The sequence below is a fragment of the Streptomyces sp. DSM 15324 genome (assembly GCF_001514285.1).
GTDB lineage: Bacteria > Actinomycetota > Actinomycetes > Streptomycetales > Streptomycetaceae > Streptomyces.
On sequence record NZ_KQ949025.1, the window covers coordinates 204,737 to 225,636 of the forward strand.

The following is a 20,900-nucleotide window of genomic DNA, read 5'->3' on the forward strand; positions in this document are numbered from 1 at the left end:
GGTGGGCTCAGCGGCGTACGGCAGCGTACCGGGGCCCGGCACCGTCCTCGGAACGGGTCCGTACGGACCGCTCACCAGGGCGTATCCGATCGGGACGGGCTAGCCTGAAGCCCGCACGAGCGGGCAATTGGGAAGGCGGTCCGAAAAAGGAGAACAGCCGCACCGCGGTACGCAAAAGGAAGCAGGGAACCACAGCCATGGCAGCCGGTGCCCCCCGGATCTTCGTCTCGCACCTCGCCGGTGTCCCGGTCTTCGACCCCAGCGGTGACCAGGTGGGCCGTGTACGCGACCTGGTCGTCATGCTGCGCGTCGGACGCCGTCCCCCGCGGCTGCTCGGCCTGGTCGTCGAACTGTCCACCCGGCGCCGGATCTTCCTGCCCATGACCCGGGTGACCGGCATCGAGTCCGGCCAGGTCATCACCACCGGCGTGCTCAACGTCCGCCGCTTCGAGCAGCGGCCCACCGAGCGGCTCGTCTTCGGGGAACTGCTCGACCGGCGCGTCACCCTCGTCGAGACCGGCGAGGAGGTCACCGTCCTCGATGTGTCCGTGCAGCAGCTGCCGGCCCGCCGGGAGTGGGAGATCACCCGGGTCTTCGTGCGCAAGGGCAGGAAGGGCGGCGCCTTCCGGCGGGCCAAGGGCGAGACGCTCACGGTCGGCTGGTCGGCGGTGACCGGGTTCTCCCTGGAGGAACACGGACAGGGCGCCGAGAGCCTGCTCGCCACCTTCGAGCAGCTGCGCCCCGCCGACCTCGCCAACGTGCTGCACCACCTCTCCGCGAAACGGCGCGCCGAGGTCGCCGCCGCCCTCGACGACGACCGTCTCGCCGACGTGCTGGAGGAGCTGCCGGAGGACGACCAGATCGAGATCCTCGGCAAGCTGAAGGAGGAGCGCGCCGCGGACGTCCTGGAGGCCATGGACCCCGACGACGCGGCCGACCTGCTGGCCGAGCTGCCCGAGGCGGACAAGGAGCGGCTGCTGAGCCTGATGCAGCCCGACGACGCGGCCGACATGCGGCGGCTGATGTCCTACGAGGAGCACACGGCCGGCGGTCTGATGACCACCGAGCCGATCGTCCTGCGCCCCGACGCCACCGTCGCCGACGCCCTCGCGCGCGTCCGCAACGCCGACCTGTCCCCGGCGCTGGCGGCCCAGGTCTACGTCTGCCGCCCGCCCGACGAGACCCCCACCGGCAAGTACCTGGGCACGGTGCACTTCCAGCGGCTGCTGCGCGAACCGCCGTACACGCTGGTCAGCGCGGTCCTCGACGACGACCTCCAGGCGCTCGACCCGGAGGCCCAGCTGCCGGTCGTCGCCGGGTTCTTCGCTACGTACGACATGGTCGCGGCGCCCGTGGTGGACGAGGCGGGGGCGCTGCTCGGCGCCGTCACCGTGGACGACGTACTGGACCACATGCTGCCCGACGACTGGCGGGAGACGGAGTTCCACCTCAACGACGAGGCGGACGAGGCGGACGAGGAGACGGGCGACCGGACGGCCGGCGAGTCGGGCAAGGGGGTGGTCCCCCATGGCTCCTGAGCGCGACGGCACGCGGGAGAACGCGCGCGAGCGCACCCTCTCCGGCGCGACCGCGACCACCCGCCCGCGCGTTCGGCTCGACCAGCCGAGGCCGCCCCGGCGCCGACTGGTGCCCGAGTGGGACCCGGAGGCCTTCGGCCGCCTCTCCGAGCGCATCGCGCGCTTCCTCGGCACCGGGCGGTTCATCGTCTGGATGACGGTCGTCATCATCGTGTGGGTGCTGTGGAACGTCTTCGCCCCGCACGACCTGCGCTTCGACAACTACCCCTTCATCTTCCTCACCCTCATGCTGTCCCTCCAGGCCTCCTACGCCGCCCCGCTGATCCTGCTCGCGCAGAACCGGCAGGACGACCGCGACCGTGTCAACCTCGAACAGGACCGCAAGCAGAACGAGCGGTCGATCGCCGACACCGAGTACCTCACCCGGGAGGTGGCGGCACTGCGGATGGGCCTCGGCGAGGTCGCCACCCGCGACTGGATCCGCAACGAGCTGCAGGACATGCTCAAGGAGCTGGACGACCGGCGCGACGGCCACCGGGGTCATGAGGGCAAGGTGGTATTCCCGGCAGATCGGTCGCCGGGACGTGACACAGACGACCGCTGAGGGGCTGGCCGCGGGGCCCCGGGGGCGCCGTACCATCGTCCTTATGGCTAGCGAAGACGCGGTGCGCGAGGCACTGGCGACGGTGAACGACCCCGAGATCAACCGGCCCATCACCGAGCTGGGGATGGTCAAGTCGGTGGAGATCGGTGCGGACGGGGCGGTCGCGGTCACCGTGTACCTGACGGTCTCCGGCTGCCCGATGCGCGAGACCATCACCCAGCGGGTGACCGAGGCGGTCTCCGGGGTCGAGGGTGTCACCCGTGTCGACGTCACGCTCGACGTCATGAGCGACGAGCAGCGCAAGGAGCTGGCGAACGCCCTGCGCGGCGGTCAGACCGAGCGCGAGGTCCCCTTCGCCAAGCCCGGCAACCTCACCCGGGTCTACGCGGTGGCGTCCGGCAAGGGCGGCGTCGGCAAGTCCTCGGTGACGGTGAACCTGGCGGCGGCGATGGCGGCCGACGGGCTCAAGGTGGGCGTGGTCGACGCGGACATCTACGGCCACAGCGTCCCCCGCATGCTCGGCGCGGACGGCAGTCCGACCCAGGTCGAGAACATGATCATGCCGCCGTCGGCGCACGGCGTGAAGGTCATCTCCATCGGCATGTTCACCCCCGGCAACACCCCCGTGGTCTGGCGCGGCCCGATGCTCCACCGCGCGCTCCAGCAGTTCCTCGCGGACGTCTACTGGGGCGACCTGGACGTCCTCCTCCTGGACCTGCCGCCCGGCACCGGCGACATCGCGATCTCGGTGGCCCAGCTCGTCCCGAACGCGGAGATCCTCGTCGTCACCACCCCGCAGCAGGCGGCGGCGGAGGTCGCCGAGCGTGCGGGCGCGATCGCCGTCCAGACGCACCAGAAGATCGTCGGCGTGGTCGAGAACATGTCCGGCCTGCCCTGCCCGCACTGCGGCGAGATGGTCGACGTCTTCGGCACGGGCGGCGGCCAGCTCGTCGCGGACGGCCTGACCCGCACGACGGGCGCCACGGTCCCCGTCCTCGGCTCCATCCCGATCGACGTCCGCCTGCGCGAGGGCGGCGACGAGGGCAAGCCGGTGGTCCTGACGGACCCGTCCTCTCCGGCGGGTGCGGCGCTGCGGGCGATCGCGGGGAAGCTGGGCGGACGGCAGCGGGGCCTTTCGGGGCTGTCGCTCGGGATCACCCCCAAGAACAAGTTCTAGGCACGACCGACCTGAGGGCCGGCCGGCTCATCAGCCGGCTCGTCGGCCGACTCAGGGGCGCGGGGAACTGCGCGACCGGCCGCGAACGGCCCGCAGTTCCCCACCGGCCTAGACCGCGTACTCGGCGATGTCCTTGATCACCGAGAAGCCGAGCCCGTACGCGCTCATGCCCCTCCCGTACGCCCCGAGGTGCACCCCCTGCCCGGTGGACCCGGCCAGCACCCACCCGAACTCCGACTCGCGGTAGTGGAACGGCGTGGGCACCCCGTCCACCGGCAGGGACAGGCTCGACCACTCCGGTCCGGCGAGGTCGTCCGCCAGCGCCCACGCCGTCTCCGTCTGCTGGTCCAGCCAGTCGTCCCGCAGACTGTGGTCCATCTGCCCGGGCCAGGTGAAGGACAGCAGCCCCACGCCCGCCAGCCAGGCCGCCGAGGACACCGAGGTGGCCTCCAGCAGCCCCGTCCCGTCGGCGCTCCTGCGGGACGGGTTGGCGGCGACGGTGACGACGACCGCGAATCTCCCCCGGTCCTCCCCGGCGGTCTCGTGCCGCACCGAGGGTTCGTCACCGTGTCCGATGGAACCGTGTTCGACGGCCCCGTCGGCCGCCGTCCCCACCTGCATCAGCCAGCGCGGCCCCGTGAAGGCCTCGTCGAGGCCGTACCACGGGAAAGGTGCCTCCAGGTAGCCGTCGACGGTGCGCCAAGCGGAGGGGACCTGCTGTCCACCCTCCGCGGCCGGCACCTGTTCGACTGCCCGACTCGTCGTCTCCATGCCCGGACGCCTCCTCGCTCTCGACGGAACGGTCCGGCCCGCCCCCCTTCGGGCGTACTCGTCCGCTCCGCACAACAACCAGGCAGCATAGCCACCCGGTCGCGCACAGCGGGGAAGGCGGCCGTCAGGCGGCGAAGATCACGTGGCGTCGGAGTCGAAGGGCGGGCGGTCGTCCTTGCCCGGCTCCTCGGGCTTCTTCGTCATGTCGATGCGCCCGCCGGACGAAGAAGAGGACCCAGAAGACGCAGAAGACCCAGAAGACGACGAGGACGAGTCCGTGTCGCGGCTGTGGACGGCCTCGGTGACCTCGGCCATCTCCTTCTTGATGTCGAAGCCGTTGCGGATCTCCTTCAGCCCCAGCTCGTCGTTGTCGAGCTGCTTGCGGATGAAGGTCTTGGGGTTGAGATCCTCGAACTCGAAGTCCTTGAACTCCGGACCCAGTTCGGCGCGGATGTCGTGCTTGGCGCTCTCCGAGAACTCACGGATCTTCCGGACGGTGCGCATCACGTCCTGGATGACCTTCGGGAGCTTGTCCGGACCGAAGACGAGCACGGCCAGGACGACGATCGTCACCAGCTCGAGCGGTCCTATGTCATTGAACACCTGAAGCTCCTTGGGATGTCCGCGGTCCTCGGCCCTCGGCGGTCAGGTCAGGTCTTCCGTGGTCCGGGCCGGGTCCACGGTACCTGTCGCACCTGTCCGACCGGTACTGTCCCGCGCTGCCCGACCGGGTGCGCACCGTCGGTTTTCCGCGTTGTTTGCCTTGTCGTACGGGGTTTCGGGGTCCGGTCTGTGAGGTTTCTGTCAATCCCTGTGCACAGCCTGCCGCTCAGTCGCCCTCAGTCGCCCTCGGCCGACCCCAGGACGAGGGAGAGCGTACGTTCCCTGCCGTCGCGTTCGACGGTCAGCTCCAGGCGGTCGCCGGGGCGGTGGGCGCGGGTCTTGACGATCAGCTCGGTGCCGGAGTGCACCCGGGTGCCGTCGACCTCGGTGATCACGTCCCCGGCCTTGATGCCGGCCAGCGCTCCGGGGCCGCCCGGGGTGACCGGGGCACCGGCGTCGCCGCCCTTGACGCTCACCCGGGCGCCGTCGCCGGTGTAGTCCAGGTCGAGGGTGACACCGATGACCGGGTGGGTCGCGTGACCGGTGTTGATCAGCTCCTCGGCGACGCGTCTGCCCTGGTTGACGGGGATGGCGAAGCCGAGACCGATCGAACCGGCCTCGCCGCTGCCGGAGTCGGAGCCTTCGGCGGCGGAGCGGATGGCGGAGTTGATGCCGATGACCCGGCCCCGGGAGTCGAGGAGGGGGCCGCCGGAGTTGCCGGGGTTGATGGGGGCGTCGGTCTGCAAGGCGTCGACGTACGACACGTCGCTCGCGTCGCCGCTGTCGCCGCCGGCCGTGATGGGGCGCTCCTTGGCGCTGATGATGCCGGAGGTGACGGTGCCCTCCAGATCGAAGGGGGCGCCGATGGCGACGACCGGGTCGCCGACCTGGACGCCGTCGGAGTTGCCGAGCGGGAGCGGCCGCAGGCCGCTGACCCCCTTGACCTTGACCACGGCGAGGTCGTAGCCGCTGTCCCGGCCGACGACGTCCGCCTTGGCGGTCTGGCCGCCGTTGAAGACAACGGTTATCTCGCCGTCGTCGCCGGCGGGCTCGACGACGTGGTTGTTGGTGAGGATGTGGCCGCTGGTGTCGAGCACGAAGCCGGTGCCCGTGCCGGACTCCTCGCTGCCGCTGACGTGCAGGGTGACGACACTGGGCAGGGCACGGGCCGCGATGCCCGCGACAGTGTCGGCGGCGCGCCCGGTGGGCTCCGGGGACGCCTGCGGCAGGCTCACGCTGCGGAATCCGCCGTTGCGCTCCAGCTGGGCCCCCACGATCCCGCCGAGCACCCCGGAGGCCAACGCCAGCGCCAGCGCACCGCCGACGATCCGCTGCCGCACCTGCCGCCGCCGCTGGCCCTCACTGAGTACGGCGCCCCCACTCTCCTGCAACACCCCGCCGGGCACGGGGGCCCAGGGGTCGTAGCGGTGCCAGGGGTTGTCGGAGGGTGCTGTGACGGGGCCATTGGCGGAGGCTCCGGGAGCGGCCGGGGGCACCGCATCGGACACGGCGACCGGGGGCGCCGACGGGACGCTGCCTTCCGACACGGAGAACGACGGCGCGCCGACCACTGAGGCGGGCTGCACCGGGGCCACCCCGGCCACAGACTCCACCGAGCCCGGGGCGGCCGCCGCCTCGACGTGCATCTGGGGCCGAGGCTGGGCCGGGGGCGGGGTCGGTGCCGACCCCACGGGCGGGGCCTGGGCCGGGGCCGGTGCCGGTGCCGGCCCCAGGGCCTGGGCTTGGGCCTGGGCCGGGGTCGGTGCCACGGGCGGGGCCTGGGCCGGGGTCGGTGCCGGTGCCGGTGCCGGCCCCAGGGCCTGGGCCTGGGCCGGGGTCGGTGCCAGGGGCGGGGCCTGGGCCTGGGTCGGGGCCTGGGCCAGACCGTGCGTCTCAGCTTGAGCCTGCGTCCGGGCCAGAACCTCGGCCTCCGTCGTAGCCGCAGCCTGGGCATGAGTCGAAGCGGCGGCCTGAGCCTCACCCTGGGCCGGAGCTTGAGCTTCGGCCTCGGCCTCCGCCGGGGCCAGAGCCCCAGGGGGCCATGCCTTAGCCAGAGCCGACGCCGGGGTCTGACTCGGAGCCCTCGCCTCGGCCGGCGCCTGAGCCGGAGTCGGCACCGGGGCCTGGCTCCGAGCCTCGCCCTGAGCCAAAGCCGCGGCCTCAGGCGGCGCCTGCGCCTCGCACGGAGCCACGCTCTGGGCCTCGCCCTGGGCCACAACCTCGGCGCGGCCCCCAGCTTCCGCCCAGGCCTCAGCTTCCCACCGGGCCTGAGCCTCGGCTTCCGCCCGAGCCTCGGCCTCCGACCTGGCCTCAGCGTCCGCCCAGGCCGCCGTCGTCGCCGGGTGTTGGACAGGTGGGGCCGGGGCCCATGGGCCCGGGTGGCCGTAGGGCGGGGTGCTGTAGGCGTCGGGGTCGTGCAGCGGTATGGGCGGCGCTGCGGCGGGCACGTCGGCCCCGGTCTTCAGGGGCAGGTCCAGTTCGTAGTCCCCGGTGCCCACACCCGTCTCCTCGGCCTGGCCGGCCGAGGCCCCCTCACGGGGCGTCCCCTCGTCCATGCTCTCCCCACCTTCGGACCCGGTCGCGGCCGGGTGATCCCCGTTTCCTGGATTCAACCAGGTTCACGTCGGACCGGCGCCGGGACCGGTTCAGCGGAGGTCGTGCGAGCGCGGGGAGGCGACGGGGGCTGACGTGGTGTCGGGGTCGGGCCCGGCGAGCAGGACGGGGCCGGTGATCTCGGGGGCGGTGGCCCACGAGCTCACGGCGATCGGCGGGGTGGTGCCGAGCGGACGTATCAGCGGGGACATGGCGGCCGCCCCGGCCATCACCGGGGTGGTGAGCCGGTGCAGCACCGTCTCCTCCGTACGCCCGGAGGCCGGAGAGGGCACGCCGGGCAGCAGCGGCGCGGAGACCTCGGCCGGTGCCGCGGGGTTGCCGAGGAGCTGGCCGCCCTGGGCGAGCAGCGGTCCGACGGCCCGGCGCCGCTGGTTCTCGCCCGTCGCGGAGCCCGCCGAGCCCGAGCCCGGGGTCCGGGCCGGTGTCACGTTGCTCCCGCCGCTTCCGCCGCGCGCGTCCGCCGCGGTGTCGACCGGCGCGCCGGTGTTCATCCCGCCGAGGGCGATCGCGGCCAGCGACACCGCGCCGGCGGCGACGAAGGCGAACCGCAGCCCGCGGGAGCGCTCGCCGTCCCGGCCGACGGGGTGGATCCGGAAGCCCCGGTCGGCCGGCGCCAGCGCGGGGCCGTGGTCGCCCGTGGGCAGATAGCCGAAGGAGAACGGCTCCTCCCGGCTCACCCCGAAGACGCCGTCACCGAAGCCCCCCCTGCCCAGCGGCGTACCGCCGCCGTTTGGGTCACCTCCTGCGGGGAGCCCCTGGAGGCGGGCCAGGAAGCTCTCGGAGGGGGCGGGCGGGGCCACTTCCGCGAAGACGTTCTTCAGCCGGCGCTGGGCGTCGACCTCGGCCTTGCACTTCGCGCAGGTCGCCACGTGCGCGAGGACGCGCTCACGGGTGTCATGACCGAGTTCGCCGTCCACGAGGGCGGAGAGCCGGTCTCCCAGATGCTGTTCTGCGAGGAGCCCCTCTGCGGGGGTACGTCGGGTTCCGGTCACGCGGTCGCGCCCCCTCCTCCCAGAGCGGGCACCCGGGACACGAAGGAGCGGCGCTCGGCGCGCGCCTTCGGGGAGCGGTGGGCCAGGGCCTTGCGCAGCTGCGAGCGGCCGCGGTGGATGCGCGAGCGGACCGTGCCCAGCTTGACGCCGAGCGTCGCGGCGATCTCCTCGTACGACAGTCCCTCGATGTCGCACAGGACGACCGCGGCGCGGAACTCGGGCGCGAGGGTGTCGAGGGCCTGCTGGACGTCCGCGTCGAAGTGGGCGTCGTTGAAGACCTGCTGCGGGGTGGGCTCCTTGCTGGCCAGCCGCTCCGCCGCGTCCTCGCCGAGCGCGTCGAAGCGGATGCGCTGCTTGCGGCGGACCATGTCCAGGAACAGATTGGTGGTGATGCGGTGCAGCCAGCCCTCGAAGGTGCCGGGCGTGTAGGTCGACAGGGAGCGGAAGACGCGGACGAAGACCTCCTGGGTGAGATCCTCGGCGTCGTGCTGGTTGCCGGTCAGACGGTAGGCGAGCCGGTAGACCCGGCCGCTGTGCATGCTGACGATCTCCTCCCAGGTGGGCGGAGTCCACGCCTGCCCGTCCGCGTCGGTGGAGAAGGTCGCGGTCTGGGCGTAGTCGCCGGCGTGACGGTGGTCAGCGGTGTCGTTCACGGATGTCGGCCTGCCTGCCGATCCGAGAAAGCGCCGCAGCACTCCTCCCCGATCCACAGGCGCAGCCGCACCTCCCCTGTCGGCTCTGGTGGTGTCCAGTGGAGCCCCTACCATAGCCACCTCGCCCGTTAGCTCCGGATAAGCGGTTTTACGAGAATTTGATCTGTGCTGACACGGCTCATGCGGCTGCGTCAGCACTTGCTCGACGTGCCGTCCCTCGTCGTGATCCAACTGTGTCCCCCGCTCGTCGTTCCCACCCCTTCAAACGCCCGGTCCCATCTGCGGGTTCCCGGCCCCAACGGATACAGTCACGCCGAGGCAACCAGCGGGGACAGGAGAGGGTCATTACCGGCAACCGGCAGGCAAGCTGGGCGTTCGCCGACGCCTACGCCGCCGAGGACGACGCGCTGCGCTGGGCCCGCGACCGGGCCCGCGAGGCAGGGCTGCGCTCGGTGTCGCCCAGCACCGGCGCCGCGCTGCGGCTGCTCGCCGCCACCGTGGACGCGAAGGCGGTCGCGGAGATCGGTACCGGCACCGGCGTCTCCGGGATCCACCTGCTGCACGGCATGCGCCCCGACGGGGTCCTGACCACGGTCGACCCCGAGCCGGAGCACCAGCAGTTCGCCCGGCAGGCCTTCCGCGCCTGCGGCTTCGCCAGCAACCGGGCCCGGTTCATCCCCGGCCGCGCCCTCGACGTGCTGCCCCGGCTCGCGGACGCCGGCTACGACCTGGTCTTCTGCGACGGCGACCGGCTGGAGTTCCTCGACTATCTCGCTGAATCGTTGCGTCTGCTGCGCCCGGGCGGGCTCGTGGTCTTCGAGGGGGTCTTCGCCAACGGCCGCACCGTCGACTCGGGCCCGCAGCCCACGGAGGTCATACGGATCCGGGAGCTGCTGCGGGCGGTGCGCGAGAGCCAGGAGGTGGTGCCGTCCCTGCTGCCCGTGGGGGACGGGCTGCTGTGCGCGGTCAAGCGCTGAGCACGGGTGCGGTCGAGCGCTGAGCAAGGCTGCGGTCGGGCGCTGAGCAAGGCTGCGGTCGGGCGCTGAGCACTGGGCCGTACGGGCGAGGCGCCCCGGAACGACAGCGGCCCCGGCACCCAAGGGGATGCCGGGGCGACTGAAAGGGTATGGTCGCTTGCGCGTCAGCCGACGACCTTCTTGAGGGCGTCGCCGAGCGCGTCGGCCTCGTCAGGGGTCAGCTCGACGACGAGCCGACCGCCGCCTTCGAGCGGAACGCGCATGACGATGCCCCGCCCCTCCTTGGTCACCTCGAGCGGGCCATCGCCCGTCCGCGGCTTCATGGCCGCCATGCTCGTTCCCCTTCCTGAAACCAGCTCACGTCAAAAGCCGACGGCCCTGGCAGGGCACGCGCGATCCAGGCTGGGACACGCGACACCGGCATCGAACACATTGCTTCCCGGCCATTATCCCGCATCTCAGGACCCGATGACCAACATCAGTAGGCATCGCTTGGGCAACGCGCGCGAGCAAAACCACCCAATTCGGCGATGTGGCTGCGATACTGCGCCACCGCACGGACAGCCGCGGTCCGCGCACCGCGTCGATTTCTTTGACGCAGGTCACACGTCACGTCCGGTCCTCGGACGCCATGCTGTTCCCTGGTGACCGAGCGGACACCCGAGCGGACACACCAGCCGACCCACGAGCCGACACACAAGGGGATACGCCATGGCCGACACCGTGCTCTACGAGGTGAGCGACGGGCTTGCGACGATCACGCTGAACCGCCCCGAGGCGATGAACGCGCTGAACGTGGCGGCCAAGGTCGCCCTGCGGGAGGCGGCGCGCGCGGCGGCGGACGACACCAGGGTGCGTGCGGTGCTGCTGACCGCCGCCGGGGACCGGGCCTTCTGCGTCGGTCAGGACCTCAAGGAGCACATCGGGCTGCTGGCCGAGGGCTCGGATCACGTCATGAGCACGGTCAAGGAGCACTACAACCCGATCGTGCGGGCGCTGACGGAGGCGGCGAAGCCGGTCGTCGCGGCGGTCAACGGCGTCGCGGCGGGCGCCGGCTTCGGGTTCGCGCTGGCCGCGGACTACCGCGTGGTCGCCGACACGGCGTCCTTCAACACCTCGTTCGCGGGGGTCGCGCTGACCGCCGACTCCGGTGTCTCCTGGACGCTGCCCCGGGTGGTCGGGCCGGGGCGGGCCACCGACCTGCTGTTGTTCCCGCGGAACATCCCGGCCCAGGAGGCGTACGAGCTGGGGATCGCGAACCGGGTGGTGCCGGCCGCGGAGCTGCGGGCGGAGGCGGAGAAGCTGGCGCGGAAGCTGGCCTCGGGGCCGACCGTCGCCTACGCGGCACTCAAGGAGGCCGTCGCGTTCGGGTTCTCGCACTCGCTCTCGGAGACGTTGGAGAAGGAGAACGAGCTACAGACACGGGCGGGGGCCTCCGAGGACCACGCGACCGCCGTCTCGGCGTTCGTGAAGAAGGAGACGCCCCGGTACTCGGGGCGCTGAGCACGTCTGGGGTGCGGGTGCGCTGTGGCCGGTCGCGCAGTGCCCCGCACCCCTAGGGAGCGCTTCGGCTCACGCACGTTCCCAAGTGGTCGTTGACCAGGCCGCACGCCTGCATCAACGCGTAGGCCGTCGTCGGTCCCACGAAGCGCAGGCCCTTCTTCTTGAGGGCCTTCGACAGGGCCGTCGACTCGTCCGTGACCGCCGGGACGTCCGCGAGGGTCTCCGGGACCCTGCCCGTCGTCGGGGCGTGGGACCAGATCAGCTCGTCCAGGTCGCCCGGGGCCCAGTCCAGGAGCACGCGCGCGTTGGCCAGGGTCGCGTCGATCTTGGCCCGGTTGCGGATGATGCCGGCGTCGGCGAGGAGGCGTTCGCGGTCCTCGTCGGTGAAGGCGGCGACCGAGGCGATCTTGAAGTCGGCGAAGGCGGCGCGGAAGCCCTCGCGGCGGCGCAGGATCGTGATCCAGGACAGACCGGACTGGAAGGCCTCCAGGCTGAGGCGTTCGAAGAGGGCGTCGTCCCCGTGGACCGGCCTGCCCCACTCCTCGTCGTGGTACGTGATGTAGTCGGGCGTGGACAGGGCCCAGGGGCAGCGCAGGGCGCCGTCGGGGCCGGCGAGGGCGGCGCCGTCGCTCACTGCTCGTCCTCCGGTGCGGGCTTCTCGAAGGAGACGTGGGGCCGCGCCGGGGGCTGGGCGCCCGCGAGGGCGGTCTCCAGGACGGCGATCCGGGCGTCGCGCTCGGCGAGCTCGGCGGCGACCCGGTTCAGGGCGTCGTCGACGTCCTCCATGCGGTAGCCGCGCAGGGCCAGCGGGAAGCGGAGCCGGTCGACGTCGGACCGGTCGAGCGGACGGTCCGGGGGCAGCGGGTCGTGCAGCCGCTCGGGGGCCGCCTCGGGCAGCGGCCCGGTGCCCTCGCCGCCGCCCACCACGGCGAGTGTCACCGCGGCGACCACCACGGCGAGCGCGATGACCAGGAACAAGAACATAACCATCGGTGGGTCCCCAGGCTCGGTGTGCTCGGTCTCGGATGTGTTCGGATGTGTGTGGGTCCGATCGTGCCATGCGAGCCCGGCGGTTAGGGTCGCAGGCGGCGGATGCGGGGCGGTACGAAGAGAGGTCACAGGCGATGCTCAGGCTGGGCAGGCGGGAATTCGGGGCCCACGAGCCGGTGATCATGGCGATCGTGAACCGGACCCCTGACTCCTTCTACGACCAGGGGGCCACCTTCCGGGACGAGCCGGCGCTCGCCCGGGTGGAGCGGGCCGTGGCCGAGGGGGCCGCCATCGTCGACATCGGCGGGGTGAAGGCCGGCCCCGGTGAGGAGGTCACCGCCGAGGAGGAGGCGCGGCGCACGGTCGGGTTCGTGGCGGAGGTGCGGCGGCGCTTCCCCGACGTGATCATCAGCGTGGACACCTGGCGGGCCGAGGTCGGCGAGGCGGTCTGCAAGGCGGGCGCGGATCTGCTGAACGACGCCTGGGGCGGGGTGGATCCGGGGCTCGCGGAGGTCGCCGCGCGGTACGGCGTGGGGCTGGTGTGCACGCACGCGGGCGGCTCGGAGCCCCGGACGCGGCCGCACCGGGTGGCGTACGACGACGTCATGGCGGACATCCTGTCGGTGACCCTGGGACTGGCCGAGCGGGCGGCGGAGCTGGGGGTGCCGCGGGAGTCGATCCTGATCGATCCGGGGCACGACTTCGGGAAGAACACCCGGCACAGTCTGGAGGCGACGCGGCGGCTGCCGGAGATGGTGCGGACGGGCTGGCCGGTGCTGGTGTCGCTGTCCAACAAGGACTTCGTCGGGGAGACGCTGGACCGGCCGGTGAAGGAGCGGGTGCTGGGGACGCTGGCGACGACCGCCGTCTCCGCGTGGCTCGGGGCGCAGGTGTACCGGGTGCACGAGGTGGCGGAGACCCGGCAGGTGCTGGACATGGTGGCGTCCATCGCGGGCCACCGCCCACCGGCGGTGGCCCGACGAGGACTCGCCTGAACCGCTGAGCGGTCAGTCGCGGGCCGCTTCCTTCGACACCAGGGCGACCGCCTCGTCCACGTCGTCCGTGACGTGGAAGAGCAGCAGGTCCTTCTCGGCGGCCTTGCCCTGGGCGACCAGGGTGTTCTTCAGCCAGTCGACGAGCCCGCCCCAGTACGCCGTGCCGAAGAGGACGATCGGGAAGCGGGTGACCTTCTGGGTCTGGACGAGGGTGAGGGCCTCGAACAGCTCGTCCAGGGTGCCCAGTCCGCCGGGCAGCACCACGAAGCCCTGCGCGTACTTCACGAACATCATCTTGCGGACGAAGAAGTAGCGGAAGTTGAGGCCGATGTCGACGTAGGGGTTGAGGCCCTGCTCGAAGGGGAGCTCGATGCCGAGGCCGACCGAGGTGCCGCCCGCCTCGCAGGCGCCCTTGTTGGCCGCCTCCATCGCGCCGGGGCCGCCGCCGGTGATCACCGCCCAGCCGGCGTCGACGAGGGCGTGGCCGAGGCGGACGCCCGCCTCGTACTCCGGGGAGTCGACGGGCGTCCGGGCGGAGCCGAACACACTGATCGCGGGGGGCAGTTCGGCCAGGGTGCCGAAGCCCTCGATGAACTCCGACTGGATGCGCAGGACACGCCAGGGGTCCGTGTGGACCCAGTCCGAGGGGCCTCCCGCATCGAGCAGACGCTGGTCGGTGGTGCTCGCCGTGACCTGACCCCGCCGCCGGAGGACCGGTCCCAGCCGCTGCTCGTCCGGCGGCTGCTTCTTCCCCTCGGGGTTTCCGGTAGCCATGTGCGCTCCCTCCGCTTGCAGGTCTTTCCGTGCCAGCGTAGATCCACCCGGGTTACGGAGGGGGGACGTCGGCGTGTCCGGCACAAAGCGCCGGGGTGCCCGGGGTCAGGCGCCGAGCCAGGCCCGCAGCCGCTCCTCCCCCGCGAGGACCTTCGCCACCTCGACGCGTTCGTCGCGCTTGTGGGCCAGGTGCGGGTTGCCGGGGCCGTAGTTGACCGCGGGGACGCCGAGCGACGAGAAGCGGCTGACGTCGGTCCAGCCGTACTTGGGCATCGGGGTGCCGCCCACCGCCTCGATGAAGGCGGCCGCCGCGGGGTGGGAGAGGCCGGGCAGGGCGCCGGGGCTGTGGTCGTCGACGACGAACTCCGTGACACCGCAGTCGGCGAACACCTCCCTGACGTGCGCGATCGCCTCCTCCCCGGTGCGGTCGGGCGCGTAGCGGAAGTTGACGGTGATCACGCACTCGTCGGGGATGACGTTGCCCGCGACCCCGCCCTGGATGCCGACCGCGTTCAGGCCCTCGCGGTACTCCAGGCCGTCGATGACCGGCCATCGCGGCCGGTACTCCGCGAGGCGGGCCAGGACGGGGGCGGCGGCGTGGATCGCGTTGGAGCCCATCCAGCCGCGCGCCGAGTGGGCCCGCTCGCCGGAGGTCTTCAGCAGCATCCGCAGGGTGCCCTGGCAGCCGCCCTCGACCTGGCCGTCCGAGGGCTCCAGCAGAACCGCGAAGTCGCCGGCGAGCCACTCGGGGTGGGCCTCGGCGACATGCTTGAGGCCGTTGAGATCGGCGGCGACCTCCTCGTTGTCGTAGAAGACGAAGGTCAGGTCGCGGTTGGGGGCCGGGACGGTGGCCGCTATCCGCAGCTGGACGGCGACGCCCGCCTTCATGTCGCAGGTGCCGCAGCCCCACAGGACCCCGTCCTCGTCGAGGCGCGAGGGGACGTTGCCGGCGATCGGCACGGTGTCGATGTGGCCGGCGAGGATCACCCGCTCGGGACGGCCCAGGTGGGTCCGGGCGATCACGTTGTTGCCGAACCGGTCCACCGTGAGGTGCGGCAGCGCGCGCAGGGCGGTCTCGATCGCGTCCGCGAGGGGCTTCTCGGTGCCGCTTTCGGAGGGGAAGTCGACGAGCTGCGCGGTGAGGGCGGCGGCGTCCAGCGTGAGATCAAGGGGGGTGTCGGCCATGGCGTCGACCCTAACGCGCCACATCCGCATACCGCTCTTCACCGGCTGAGCACCAGTCTCCTCCGTTTCCATACTCTCCAGTACCTTGTACGCGTGCCAGAGCAGTCCCCTTCCCCCAAGCGTCGCGGCCGCCGCCTCCTGAGGCTCGGCGCGTCCTGCGTGGTCCTGTCAGCCGTCGCGGGCTATGTCGTGGTCCAGTACGTCACCGGTGGGGCCGGCGATCCCGGGTGCAGAGTCGTTTCCGGTACGGGGGACAAGGCGCGGTACGAGTTCACGCCCGAGCAGGCGGTGAACGCGGCGACGATCGCCGCCGTCGGCACCGACCGGGAGATGCCCGAGCGGGCCGTGGCCATCGCGCTGGCGACCGCGATCCAGGAGTCGGGGCTGCGCAACCTCGCCCACGGCGACCGGGACTCGCTCGGCCTGTTCCAGCAGCGGCCCTCACAGGGCTGGGGCACCGAGAAGCAGGTCACGGACCCGGCGTACGCGGCGAGCATCTTCTACGAGCACCTCGCCAAGGTGCCCGACTACACCGAACTCCCGCTCACCGTCGCCGCGCAGAAGGTGCAGCGCAGCGGCTACCCGGAGGCGTACGCCAAGCACGAGGGGGACGCCGTGATGCTGGCCGCCGCGCTCACCGGGACCTCGGCGGCCACGCTGACCTGCGACGGACGTCTGGACTCCGGTACGACGAGCGCGGCGAGCACGGTGGCCGCGGTGGCGGCGACCGGCCCGGACGCGGTGCGCGCGGCGCTCTCCCGGGACTTCGGGCGGGACGCGCTGGAGGAAGCGAAGGCGCAGGAGGACGGGAACGGCGACGGGAACGGGGACGGGGACGGCAAGGCGGCCGCCTCGGCCGGCGCCGGCGTGCCCGCCGCCGAGACCGACGGGCGGACCGTGACCCTGCCCGTGTCCCGGGAGACGTCCGCCGGGCGCGCCGTCCGGGAGCGGGGCTGGCAGCTGGCGCACTGGGCCGTCGCCAACGCCTCGGCGCTGCACATCCGGCAGGTGTCGTACGCGGGCCGGGAGTGGACCGCCGGGAACACCGACAGCCAGTGGCGGCCCATGGGCTCGGGCAGCACGGAGGCGGCCGGGGCGGCGGGGTCGGGCGGCGGCACGGGCAGTGTGCGGATCGTGACCGGTCAGTAGTACGGGCCTTCACCCGGCCGGGTGGCGTGTGGGGCCGCGGACCGGCCCGGCACCCACAGGTGCGCGGCCGGCCCCCCGGAAGGTGGCGGAACCCTTGCGGGCGCGGGGCTCCGGCCGTTCGGCCGACTGTCACATCGGGTGGTTATCGCCCACCTTTGTCCACGGCCCGATAATGCGACGCATTGCCAACTCTTTACATCGGGCGTGCGCAACCTTCGGCGGCTTCGAGCGGTAGTCACAGCGTTCTCTGTTCTCTCCCGTCGAAGGAGCACCATGTCCCTCCCCCTGACCCGCAGGATCGCCCGTGCCGCGCTGCTCGTCGCTGCGGGAGCGGCCGCCGGGGTCGGTGCGGCCGGCTCCGCGAGCGCTGCCCCCTCCACCCTGCCCGCCACCCCGGACCTCGGCGGGCTGACCGCCCTGGACGGGGCGTCCGTCGGCAAGACGCTCGACGGTGCGACCCGCAGTGCGACCGGGGTCGCGGGTGAAGCCGGCGGCAAGGCCGTGGAGAAGGCCGTGCCGGGCGCGGGCAAGGCCGGCGGCAAGGCCGTGAAGAAGGCGACGCCGGCGGTGCAGAAGGTGGCCGGTGAGGCCGCCGGGTCCGCCGGGGGTGTCCTCGGGGACACCGCCAAGTCCGCCACGAAGGGCGGCCTGCCCACGGACGCGCTCACCAAGGGCGGTCTGCCGGGCGGCGGCACGGTGAAGGGCCTGCCGCTCGGCTGACGCCGGGGCGCACTCCGGTGAGACGGACGGGGTCCGGGGCGCTGCCCCGGACCCCGTTCGCTCGTGATCAATACATTTAGCCCGCCAGGCGGGACACCGCGGTGGCGATCCGTTCGTCCGTCGCCGTCAGGGCCACGCGGACGAAGGTGGCGCCCGCCTCGCCGTAGAAGTCGCCGGGGGCCACCAGGATGCCCCGGTCGGCGAGGTGGGCGACCGTGGTCCAGCAGGACTCGTCGCGGGTGGCCCAGAGGTAGAGGCTGGCCTCGCTGTGCTCGATGCGGAAGCCGTGGGCCAGCAGGGCCTCGCGCAGCAGGGTGCGGCGGGCCGCGTACCGGGCGCGCTGCTCATGGACGTGGGTGTCGTCGCCGAGGGCCGCCACCACCGCCGCCTGGGTCGGCGCCGAGGTCATCATGCCGCCGTGCTTGCGGATCTCCAGCAGCGGGGCGAGGACCGCGGGGTCGCCGGCCAGGAAGGCGGCGCGGTAGCCCGCGAGGTTGGAGCGCTTGGAGAGCGAGTGGACCGCGACGATGCCGTCGTACGATCCGCCGTTCACGTCCGGGTGCAGCACGGAGACGGGGTCGGCCTCCCAGCCCAGTTCCAGGTAGCACTCGTCGGAGAAGATCAGGACGCCGTGCTCACGGGCCCAGGCGACGATCCGGGTCAGCTCCTGCCGGGAGAGGACCTTGCCGGTGGGGTTCGACGGGGAGTTCAGCCACAGCAGCTTCAGGCCCTCGGGGTCGAGCCGGGTCGGGTCGTCGTAGACCTCGTACTCCGCCCGGGCGAGCCGGGCGCCGACCTCGTACGTCGGGTAGGCCAGGCGCGGGTACGCGACCCGGTCGCCCGGGCCGAGGCCGAGCTGGGTCGGCAGCCAGGCGACGAGTTCCTTGGAGCCGACGATCGGCAGGACGTGCCGGTGGGTGACCTCACGGGCGCCCAGCCGGCGCTCCACCCAGCCGGTGAGCGCGTCCCGCAGCGCCGGGGTGCCCCAGACGGTCGGGTAGCCCGGGGAGTCCGCCGCGTCGATCAGGGCCTTCTGGATCAGGTCGGGGACCGGGTCGACCGGCGTGCCGACGGAGAGGTCGACGATGCCGTCCGGATGCGAGGCGGCCGTCTTCTTGTACGGCTCCAGCTTGTCCCAGGGGAACGTGGGCAGGCGGTCGGAGACTGCGGACACGGGTTCTGGCTCACTTTCTCGTACGGACCCTGTCGTGTCGTACGGAAGCTGTCGTACGGACGGCAAACGCCCCGGTCCCGTACGGCCGGCAGAGCTGATCAGGCCGTACGGGACCGAGGCGGCACGTAGGGTGCGGGCCGCTGTCGCGGTTACTCGGCCTGCGGCGGCAGCGCGGCGATGAAGGGGTGATCGCGCTCGATCAGACCCAGCTTGCTGGCGCCGCCGGGCGAGCCGAGCTCGTCGAAGAACTCGACGTTCGCCTTGTAGTAGTCCTTCCACTCCTCCGGAGTGTCGTCCTCGTAGAAGATCGCCTCGACCGGGCAGACCGGCTCACAGGCACCACAGTCGACGCATTCGTCCGGGTGGATGTACAAGGACCGGGAGCCCTCGTAGATGCAGTCGACCGGGCACTCCTCGATGCACGCCTTGTCCTTCACGTCGACACAAGGCTGCGCGATGACGTAGGTCACGCTGTCGTTCCTCCTCGATAGGGCGCTGGCGGGCCTCCTCAGGCCCTGCCGCCTGGCGCGCGGGAGCGCGGCGTCGTCGATGCCCGCCCCTAGTATCTCCGTTCTTGGGCATGATCCGAACAGGAGGGGTGAACCGACTAGTGGAATTCTCGGCCTACGGACGCCTCGAGGTCCGTATCACCGCTGCTGACGTGGGCAAACGCGTCTCGGTACGGCGGTTGACCGGCCCTGGGGTCACGGAGGGGAAATTCACCGACACGGTGGGTGTTCTCGCATCATGGGACGCGGGTGTGCTCCTGATCACACGGAAGAGCGGGGAGGTCGTCCGGGTTGACGAGTCCTCCCTGGTCGCCGGGAAGGTCGTCCCCGCCGCCCCTGCCCGCCGCCGGGGTCCGGCCGCCACCTACGAGGAACTCGCCCGCACCGCCTCGCGGGCCTGGCGGCCCGTGGAGAGCGAGCGCCTCGGCGGGTGGGAGCTGAGGGCCGCCGCCGGATTCACCCGCCGCGCCAATTCCGTGCTGCCGCTCGGCGACCCCGGTCTGCCGCTCGACGCGGCCCTGGACGCCGTACGACGCTGGTACCGCGAGCGCGGTCTGCCCGCCTATGTGCAGACGGCGACGGGCGCCGAGGGGACCCAGGAGCTGCTCTGCGCGGAGCTGGAGGGGCGCGGGTGGGCGCGCGAGGTGACCGCCGGACTGTGGACCGGGGCGCTGGCGCCCGTCGCCGACCGGGCGGACGCTGAGGGGGTGGTGCTGGGCAGGGAGGCCGACGAGGCGTGGCTGGCCCGGTATCAGCGCAAGGGGGTGAGCGAGGTGGCTCTGAGCGTGCTCGGGAGCGGGCCGTCGGTGTGGTTCGCGTCCGTACCCGGTCCGGGCGGCGGTGCGCCCGCCGCGATCGGGCGGTGTGTCGTGGACGGGCGGTGGGCCGGGTTCGGTGCCGTCGAGGTCGATCCGGCACAGCGCCGCAGGGGCCTCGCCACGCGCGTGATGGCCGCGCTGGCCCGGCGGGCGCTGGACGAGGGCGCCTCGGCCGCCTGGCTCCAGGTGGAGGAGGAGAACGCGGGGGCTCTGGCGCTGTACGCCGGGATGGGGTTCTCGGCGCACCACGCCTACCACCACTACCGGGAGCCGTCGTGAGCGCGTACGACCCCGCCGAGGTGCGGCGGCTGTTCGCCGAGGAGGCGCGGGCCGAGCGGCCCGACCTGGCGGCGCTGTGTCTGCTGATCGGCGCGGCCGCCGACCCGGAGCTGGGCGAGGCCGGGGTGGACGCCGCGCAGATGGAACTCGACCGGCTGGCCGGGGAGGTGCCCTTCCGGCCGGGTGGGGTGCGGGCGTGGGCGCTGGCGCTGGAGGAGCTGCTGGGCGGGCGGTACGGGTTCCGGGGCTCCGGCGCGGACTACCAGCGTCTGGATTCCTCGCTGCTGCACCAGGTGCTGCTGCGGCGGCGCGGGCTGCCGATCCTGCTGTCGGTGGTGTGGGTGGAGGTCGCGCGGCGGGCGGGGGCGCCGGTGTACGGGGTCGCGCTGCCGGGGCACTTCGTGGTGGGGTTCGGGCCGCCGGAGGATCTCGAACGGCAGGTGCTGGTCGATCCGTTCGACGGGGGCCGGGTGCTGTCGGGCGGCGACGCGGAGCTGCTGGTGGCCGGGGCGGGTGCGACGCGGCTGGAGCCGTCGATGCTGGTTCCGGCGGAGCCGTTGTCGGTGGTGATGCGGATCCTGAACAACATCCGGTCGTGGGCGGCGGCCCGGCCGGAGCGGTCGGACGTGGGCCTGTGGGCGGTGGAGCTGTCGCTGCTGGTGCCCTCTCATCCGGCTCGGTTGCGGTACGAGAAGGGGGCGTTGCTGGTGCAGCGGGGGGATTTCCTGGGCGGGGCAGCGGAGTTGGAGGAGTACGCGTCGCTGGTGGAGGTCGTGGACGAGCCCGCGGCGGCGAAGGTGCGGCGGGAGGCCCATGCGGCGCGCGCCATGCTGAACTGAGCCGTCTTTGGGGTGCGCGTGCGATCCGTGGGTGCGG

At 72.6% G+C, this 20,900-nt stretch carries 22 protein-coding genes and 1 pseudogene; 10 read left to right on the plus strand and 13 right to left on the minus strand.

Going from position 1 to position 20,900, the window contains the following annotated elements; translation table 11 throughout:
- Positions 1-197: 197 nt before the first annotated feature.
- The 3 genes from AQJ58_RS11190 to AQJ58_RS11200 are packed head-to-tail and all read left to right on the plus strand — an operon-like array spanning position 198 to position 3,319.
- Positions 198-1,538 carry a magnesium transporter MgtE N-terminal domain-containing protein gene (locus AQJ58_RS11190; RefSeq protein ID WP_067248252.1) on the plus strand — a complete coding sequence of 447 codons (1,341 nt, stop codon included), beginning with the start codon at positions 198-200 and terminating at the stop codon, positions 1,536-1,538.
- The gene (locus AQJ58_RS11195; RefSeq protein ID WP_067248253.1) at positions 1,528-2,142 is read left to right on the plus strand and encodes a DUF1003 domain-containing protein; all 615 of its coding nucleotides are present in this window, start codon (positions 1,528-1,530) and stop codon (positions 2,140-2,142) included. Before AQJ58_RS11190 ends, AQJ58_RS11195 begins: the two co-directional genes overlap by 11 nt.
- A 43-nt stretch (positions 2,143-2,185) precedes the next feature.
- Positions 2,186-3,319, plus strand: a complete 1,134-nt coding sequence (locus tag AQJ58_RS11200; RefSeq protein ID WP_067248256.1) for an Mrp/NBP35 family ATP-binding protein — start codon at positions 2,186-2,188, stop codon at positions 3,317-3,319.
- A 108-nt stretch (positions 3,320-3,427) separates the two neighbouring features.
- Here the strand turns inward: AQJ58_RS11200 and AQJ58_RS11205 are convergent, their stop codons facing one another.
- From AQJ58_RS11205 to sigE, 6 genes and pseudogenes are all read right to left on the minus strand, one after another.
- On the minus strand, positions 3,428-4,090 hold the full coding sequence (locus tag AQJ58_RS11205) for a hypothetical protein (RefSeq protein WP_067248258.1): 663 nt from the start codon (positions 4,088-4,090) through the stop codon (positions 3,428-3,430).
- Between the two features lie 138 nt (positions 4,091-4,228).
- Positions 4,229-4,693 carry a sec-independent translocase gene (locus tag AQJ58_RS11210; protein WP_067248261.1) on the minus strand — a complete coding sequence of 155 codons (465 nt, stop codon included), beginning with the start codon at positions 4,691-4,693 and terminating at the stop codon, positions 4,229-4,231.
- A 236-nt stretch (positions 4,694-4,929) separates the two neighbouring features.
- A complete protein-coding gene (locus AQJ58_RS11215; protein WP_107122040.1) occupies positions 4,930-6,576 on the minus strand; it encodes a S1C family serine protease in 1,647 nt (548 codons plus the stop codon).
- Positions 6,577-7,032: 456 nt separating this feature from the next.
- A pseudogene (locus AQJ58_RS45860) lies at positions 7,033-7,305 on the minus strand (protease); the annotation flags it as partial.
- Positions 7,306-7,338: 33 nt separating this feature from the next.
- On the minus strand, positions 7,339-8,298 hold the full coding sequence (locus AQJ58_RS11220) for an anti-sigma factor family protein (protein WP_067248263.1): 960 nt from the start codon (positions 8,296-8,298) through the stop codon (positions 7,339-7,341).
- The gene (gene sigE, locus AQJ58_RS11225) at positions 8,295-9,065 is read right to left on the minus strand and encodes an RNA polymerase sigma factor SigE (protein ID WP_234360021.1); all 771 of its coding nucleotides are present in this window, start codon (positions 9,063-9,065) and stop codon (positions 8,295-8,297) included. Before sigE ends, AQJ58_RS11220 begins: the two co-directional genes overlap by 4 nt.
- Before the next feature lie 188 nt (positions 9,066-9,253).
- Between sigE and AQJ58_RS11230 the strand changes: the two genes are divergently transcribed.
- On the plus strand, positions 9,254-9,928 hold the full coding sequence (locus tag AQJ58_RS11230; protein WP_079078917.1) for an O-methyltransferase: 675 nt from the start codon (positions 9,254-9,256) through the stop codon (positions 9,926-9,928).
- 164 nt (positions 9,929-10,092) lie between these two features.
- On the opposite strand, the gene AQJ58_RS40620 is transcribed toward AQJ58_RS11230, so the two are convergent.
- Positions 10,093-10,260 (minus strand): DUF3117 domain-containing protein, encoded by a 168-nt coding sequence (locus AQJ58_RS40620; RefSeq protein WP_003966491.1) that lies wholly within the window; start codon positions 10,258-10,260, stop codon positions 10,093-10,095.
- A 379-nt stretch (positions 10,261-10,639) separates the two neighbouring features.
- On the opposite strand from AQJ58_RS40620, the gene AQJ58_RS11235 reads away from it, so the two are divergent.
- Complete coding sequence (locus tag AQJ58_RS11235) at positions 10,640-11,431, plus strand: 2-cyclohexenylcarbonyl CoA isomerase (RefSeq protein WP_067248271.1); 792 nt, start codon at positions 10,640-10,642, stop codon at positions 11,429-11,431.
- A gap of 52 nt (positions 11,432-11,483) precedes the next feature.
- Here the strand turns inward: AQJ58_RS11235 and AQJ58_RS11240 are convergent, their stop codons facing one another.
- Both AQJ58_RS11240 and AQJ58_RS11245 read right to left on the minus strand, forming a co-directional pair.
- On the minus strand, positions 11,484-12,065 hold the full coding sequence (locus AQJ58_RS11240; RefSeq protein WP_067248273.1) for a DNA-3-methyladenine glycosylase I: 582 nt from the start codon (positions 12,063-12,065) through the stop codon (positions 11,484-11,486).
- The gene (locus tag AQJ58_RS11245) at positions 12,062-12,415 is read right to left on the minus strand and encodes a DivIVA domain-containing protein (protein ID WP_067248275.1); all 354 of its coding nucleotides are present in this window, start codon (positions 12,413-12,415) and stop codon (positions 12,062-12,064) included. Before AQJ58_RS11245 ends, AQJ58_RS11240 begins: the two co-directional genes overlap by 4 nt.
- A gap of 140 nt (positions 12,416-12,555) precedes the next feature.
- On the opposite strand from AQJ58_RS11245, the gene folP reads away from it, so the two are divergent.
- Entirely contained in the window at positions 12,556-13,416 is an 861-nt protein-coding gene (gene folP, locus AQJ58_RS11250) for a dihydropteroate synthase (protein ID WP_067248278.1), read from the plus strand.
- A gap of 12 nt (positions 13,417-13,428) precedes the next feature.
- Here the strand turns inward: folP and AQJ58_RS11255 are convergent, their stop codons facing one another.
- Together AQJ58_RS11255 and dapE are read right to left on the minus strand one after the other, a co-directional pair.
- Entirely contained in the window at positions 13,429-14,190 is a 762-nt protein-coding gene (locus tag AQJ58_RS11255) for an LOG family protein (RefSeq protein WP_067248281.1), read from the minus strand.
- A 105-nt stretch (positions 14,191-14,295) separates the two neighbouring features.
- Positions 14,296-15,375: a succinyl-diaminopimelate desuccinylase gene (gene dapE, locus AQJ58_RS11260; RefSeq protein WP_067248283.1), complete on the minus strand. Its 1,080-nt coding sequence runs from the start codon at positions 15,373-15,375 to the stop codon at positions 14,296-14,298.
- 93 nt (positions 15,376-15,468) lie between these two features.
- Here dapE and AQJ58_RS11265 point away from each other — a divergent pair, with 93 nt between their 5' ends.
- Positions 15,469-16,524, plus strand: coding sequence for a VldE C-terminal domain-containing protein (locus AQJ58_RS11265; RefSeq protein WP_079078862.1), 1,056 nt, complete (start codon positions 15,469-15,471; stop codon positions 16,522-16,524).
- Between the two features lie 273 nt (positions 16,525-16,797).
- Entirely contained in the window at positions 16,798-17,244 is a 447-nt protein-coding gene (locus tag AQJ58_RS11270; RefSeq protein WP_067248288.1) for an ATP-binding protein, read from the plus strand.
- A gap of 76 nt (positions 17,245-17,320) precedes the next feature.
- Here AQJ58_RS11270 and AQJ58_RS11275 read toward each other — a convergent pair whose 3' ends face one another.
- Positions 17,321-18,418, minus strand: coding sequence for a bifunctional succinyldiaminopimelate transaminase/glutamate-prephenate aminotransferase (locus AQJ58_RS11275; RefSeq protein ID WP_067248290.1), 1,098 nt, complete (start codon positions 18,416-18,418; stop codon positions 17,321-17,323).
- Positions 18,419-18,567: 149 nt separating this feature from the next.
- Positions 18,568-18,888: a ferredoxin gene (fdxA, locus tag AQJ58_RS11280; RefSeq protein ID WP_030961637.1), complete on the minus strand. Its 321-nt coding sequence runs from the start codon at positions 18,886-18,888 to the stop codon at positions 18,568-18,570.
- A 140-nt stretch (positions 18,889-19,028) separates the two neighbouring features.
- On the opposite strand from fdxA, the gene AQJ58_RS11285 reads away from it, so the two are divergent.
- On the plus strand, positions 19,029-20,024 hold the full coding sequence (locus AQJ58_RS11285; protein ID WP_067248293.1) for a GNAT family N-acetyltransferase: 996 nt from the start codon (positions 19,029-19,031) through the stop codon (positions 20,022-20,024).
- Complete coding sequence (locus tag AQJ58_RS11290; protein ID WP_067248296.1) at positions 20,021-20,863, plus strand: transglutaminase-like and tetratricopeptide repeat-containing protein; 843 nt, start codon at positions 20,021-20,023, stop codon at positions 20,861-20,863. The genes AQJ58_RS11285 and AQJ58_RS11290 overlap by 4 nt, the downstream gene beginning before the upstream one ends.
- The last annotated feature ends 37 nt before the right edge of the window (positions 20,864-20,900 follow it).

Coding starts and splice junctions, on each gene's coding strand:
- AQJ58_RS11270 (WP_067248288.1), top strand. CDS start 16,798: ATGTCCCTCCCCCTGACCCGCAGGATCGCCCGTGCCGCGCTGCTCGTC.
- AQJ58_RS40620 (WP_003966491.1), bottom strand. CDS start 10,260: ATGGCGGCCATGAAGCCGCGGACGGGCGATGGCCCGCTCGAGGTGACC.
- AQJ58_RS11200 (WP_067248256.1), top strand. CDS start 2,186: ATGGCTAGCGAAGACGCGGTGCGCGAGGCACTGGCGACGGTGAACGAC.
- sigE (WP_234360021.1), bottom strand. CDS start 9,065: ATGGTAGGGGCTCCACTGGACACCACCAGAGCCGACAGGGGAGGTGCG.
- AQJ58_RS11245 (WP_067248275.1), bottom strand. CDS start 12,415: ATGTTCTTGTTCCTGGTCATCGCGCTCGCCGTGGTGGTCGCCGCGGTG.
- AQJ58_RS11235 (WP_067248271.1), top strand. CDS start 10,640: ATGGCCGACACCGTGCTCTACGAGGTGAGCGACGGGCTTGCGACGATC.
- folP (WP_067248278.1), top strand. CDS start 12,556: ATGCTCAGGCTGGGCAGGCGGGAATTCGGGGCCCACGAGCCGGTGATC.
- dapE (WP_067248283.1), bottom strand. CDS start 15,375: ATGGCCGACACCCCCCTTGATCTCACGCTGGACGCCGCCGCCCTCACC.
- AQJ58_RS11255 (WP_067248281.1), bottom strand. CDS start 14,190: ATGGCTACCGGAAACCCCGAGGGGAAGAAGCAGCCGCCGGACGAGCAG.
- AQJ58_RS11205 (WP_067248258.1), bottom strand. CDS start 4,090: ATGGAGACGACGAGTCGGGCAGTCGAACAGGTGCCGGCCGCGGAGGGT.
- AQJ58_RS11190 (WP_067248252.1), top strand. CDS start 198: ATGGCAGCCGGTGCCCCCCGGATCTTCGTCTCGCACCTCGCCGGTGTC.
- AQJ58_RS11195 (WP_067248253.1), top strand. CDS start 1,528: ATGGCTCCTGAGCGCGACGGCACGCGGGAGAACGCGCGCGAGCGCACC.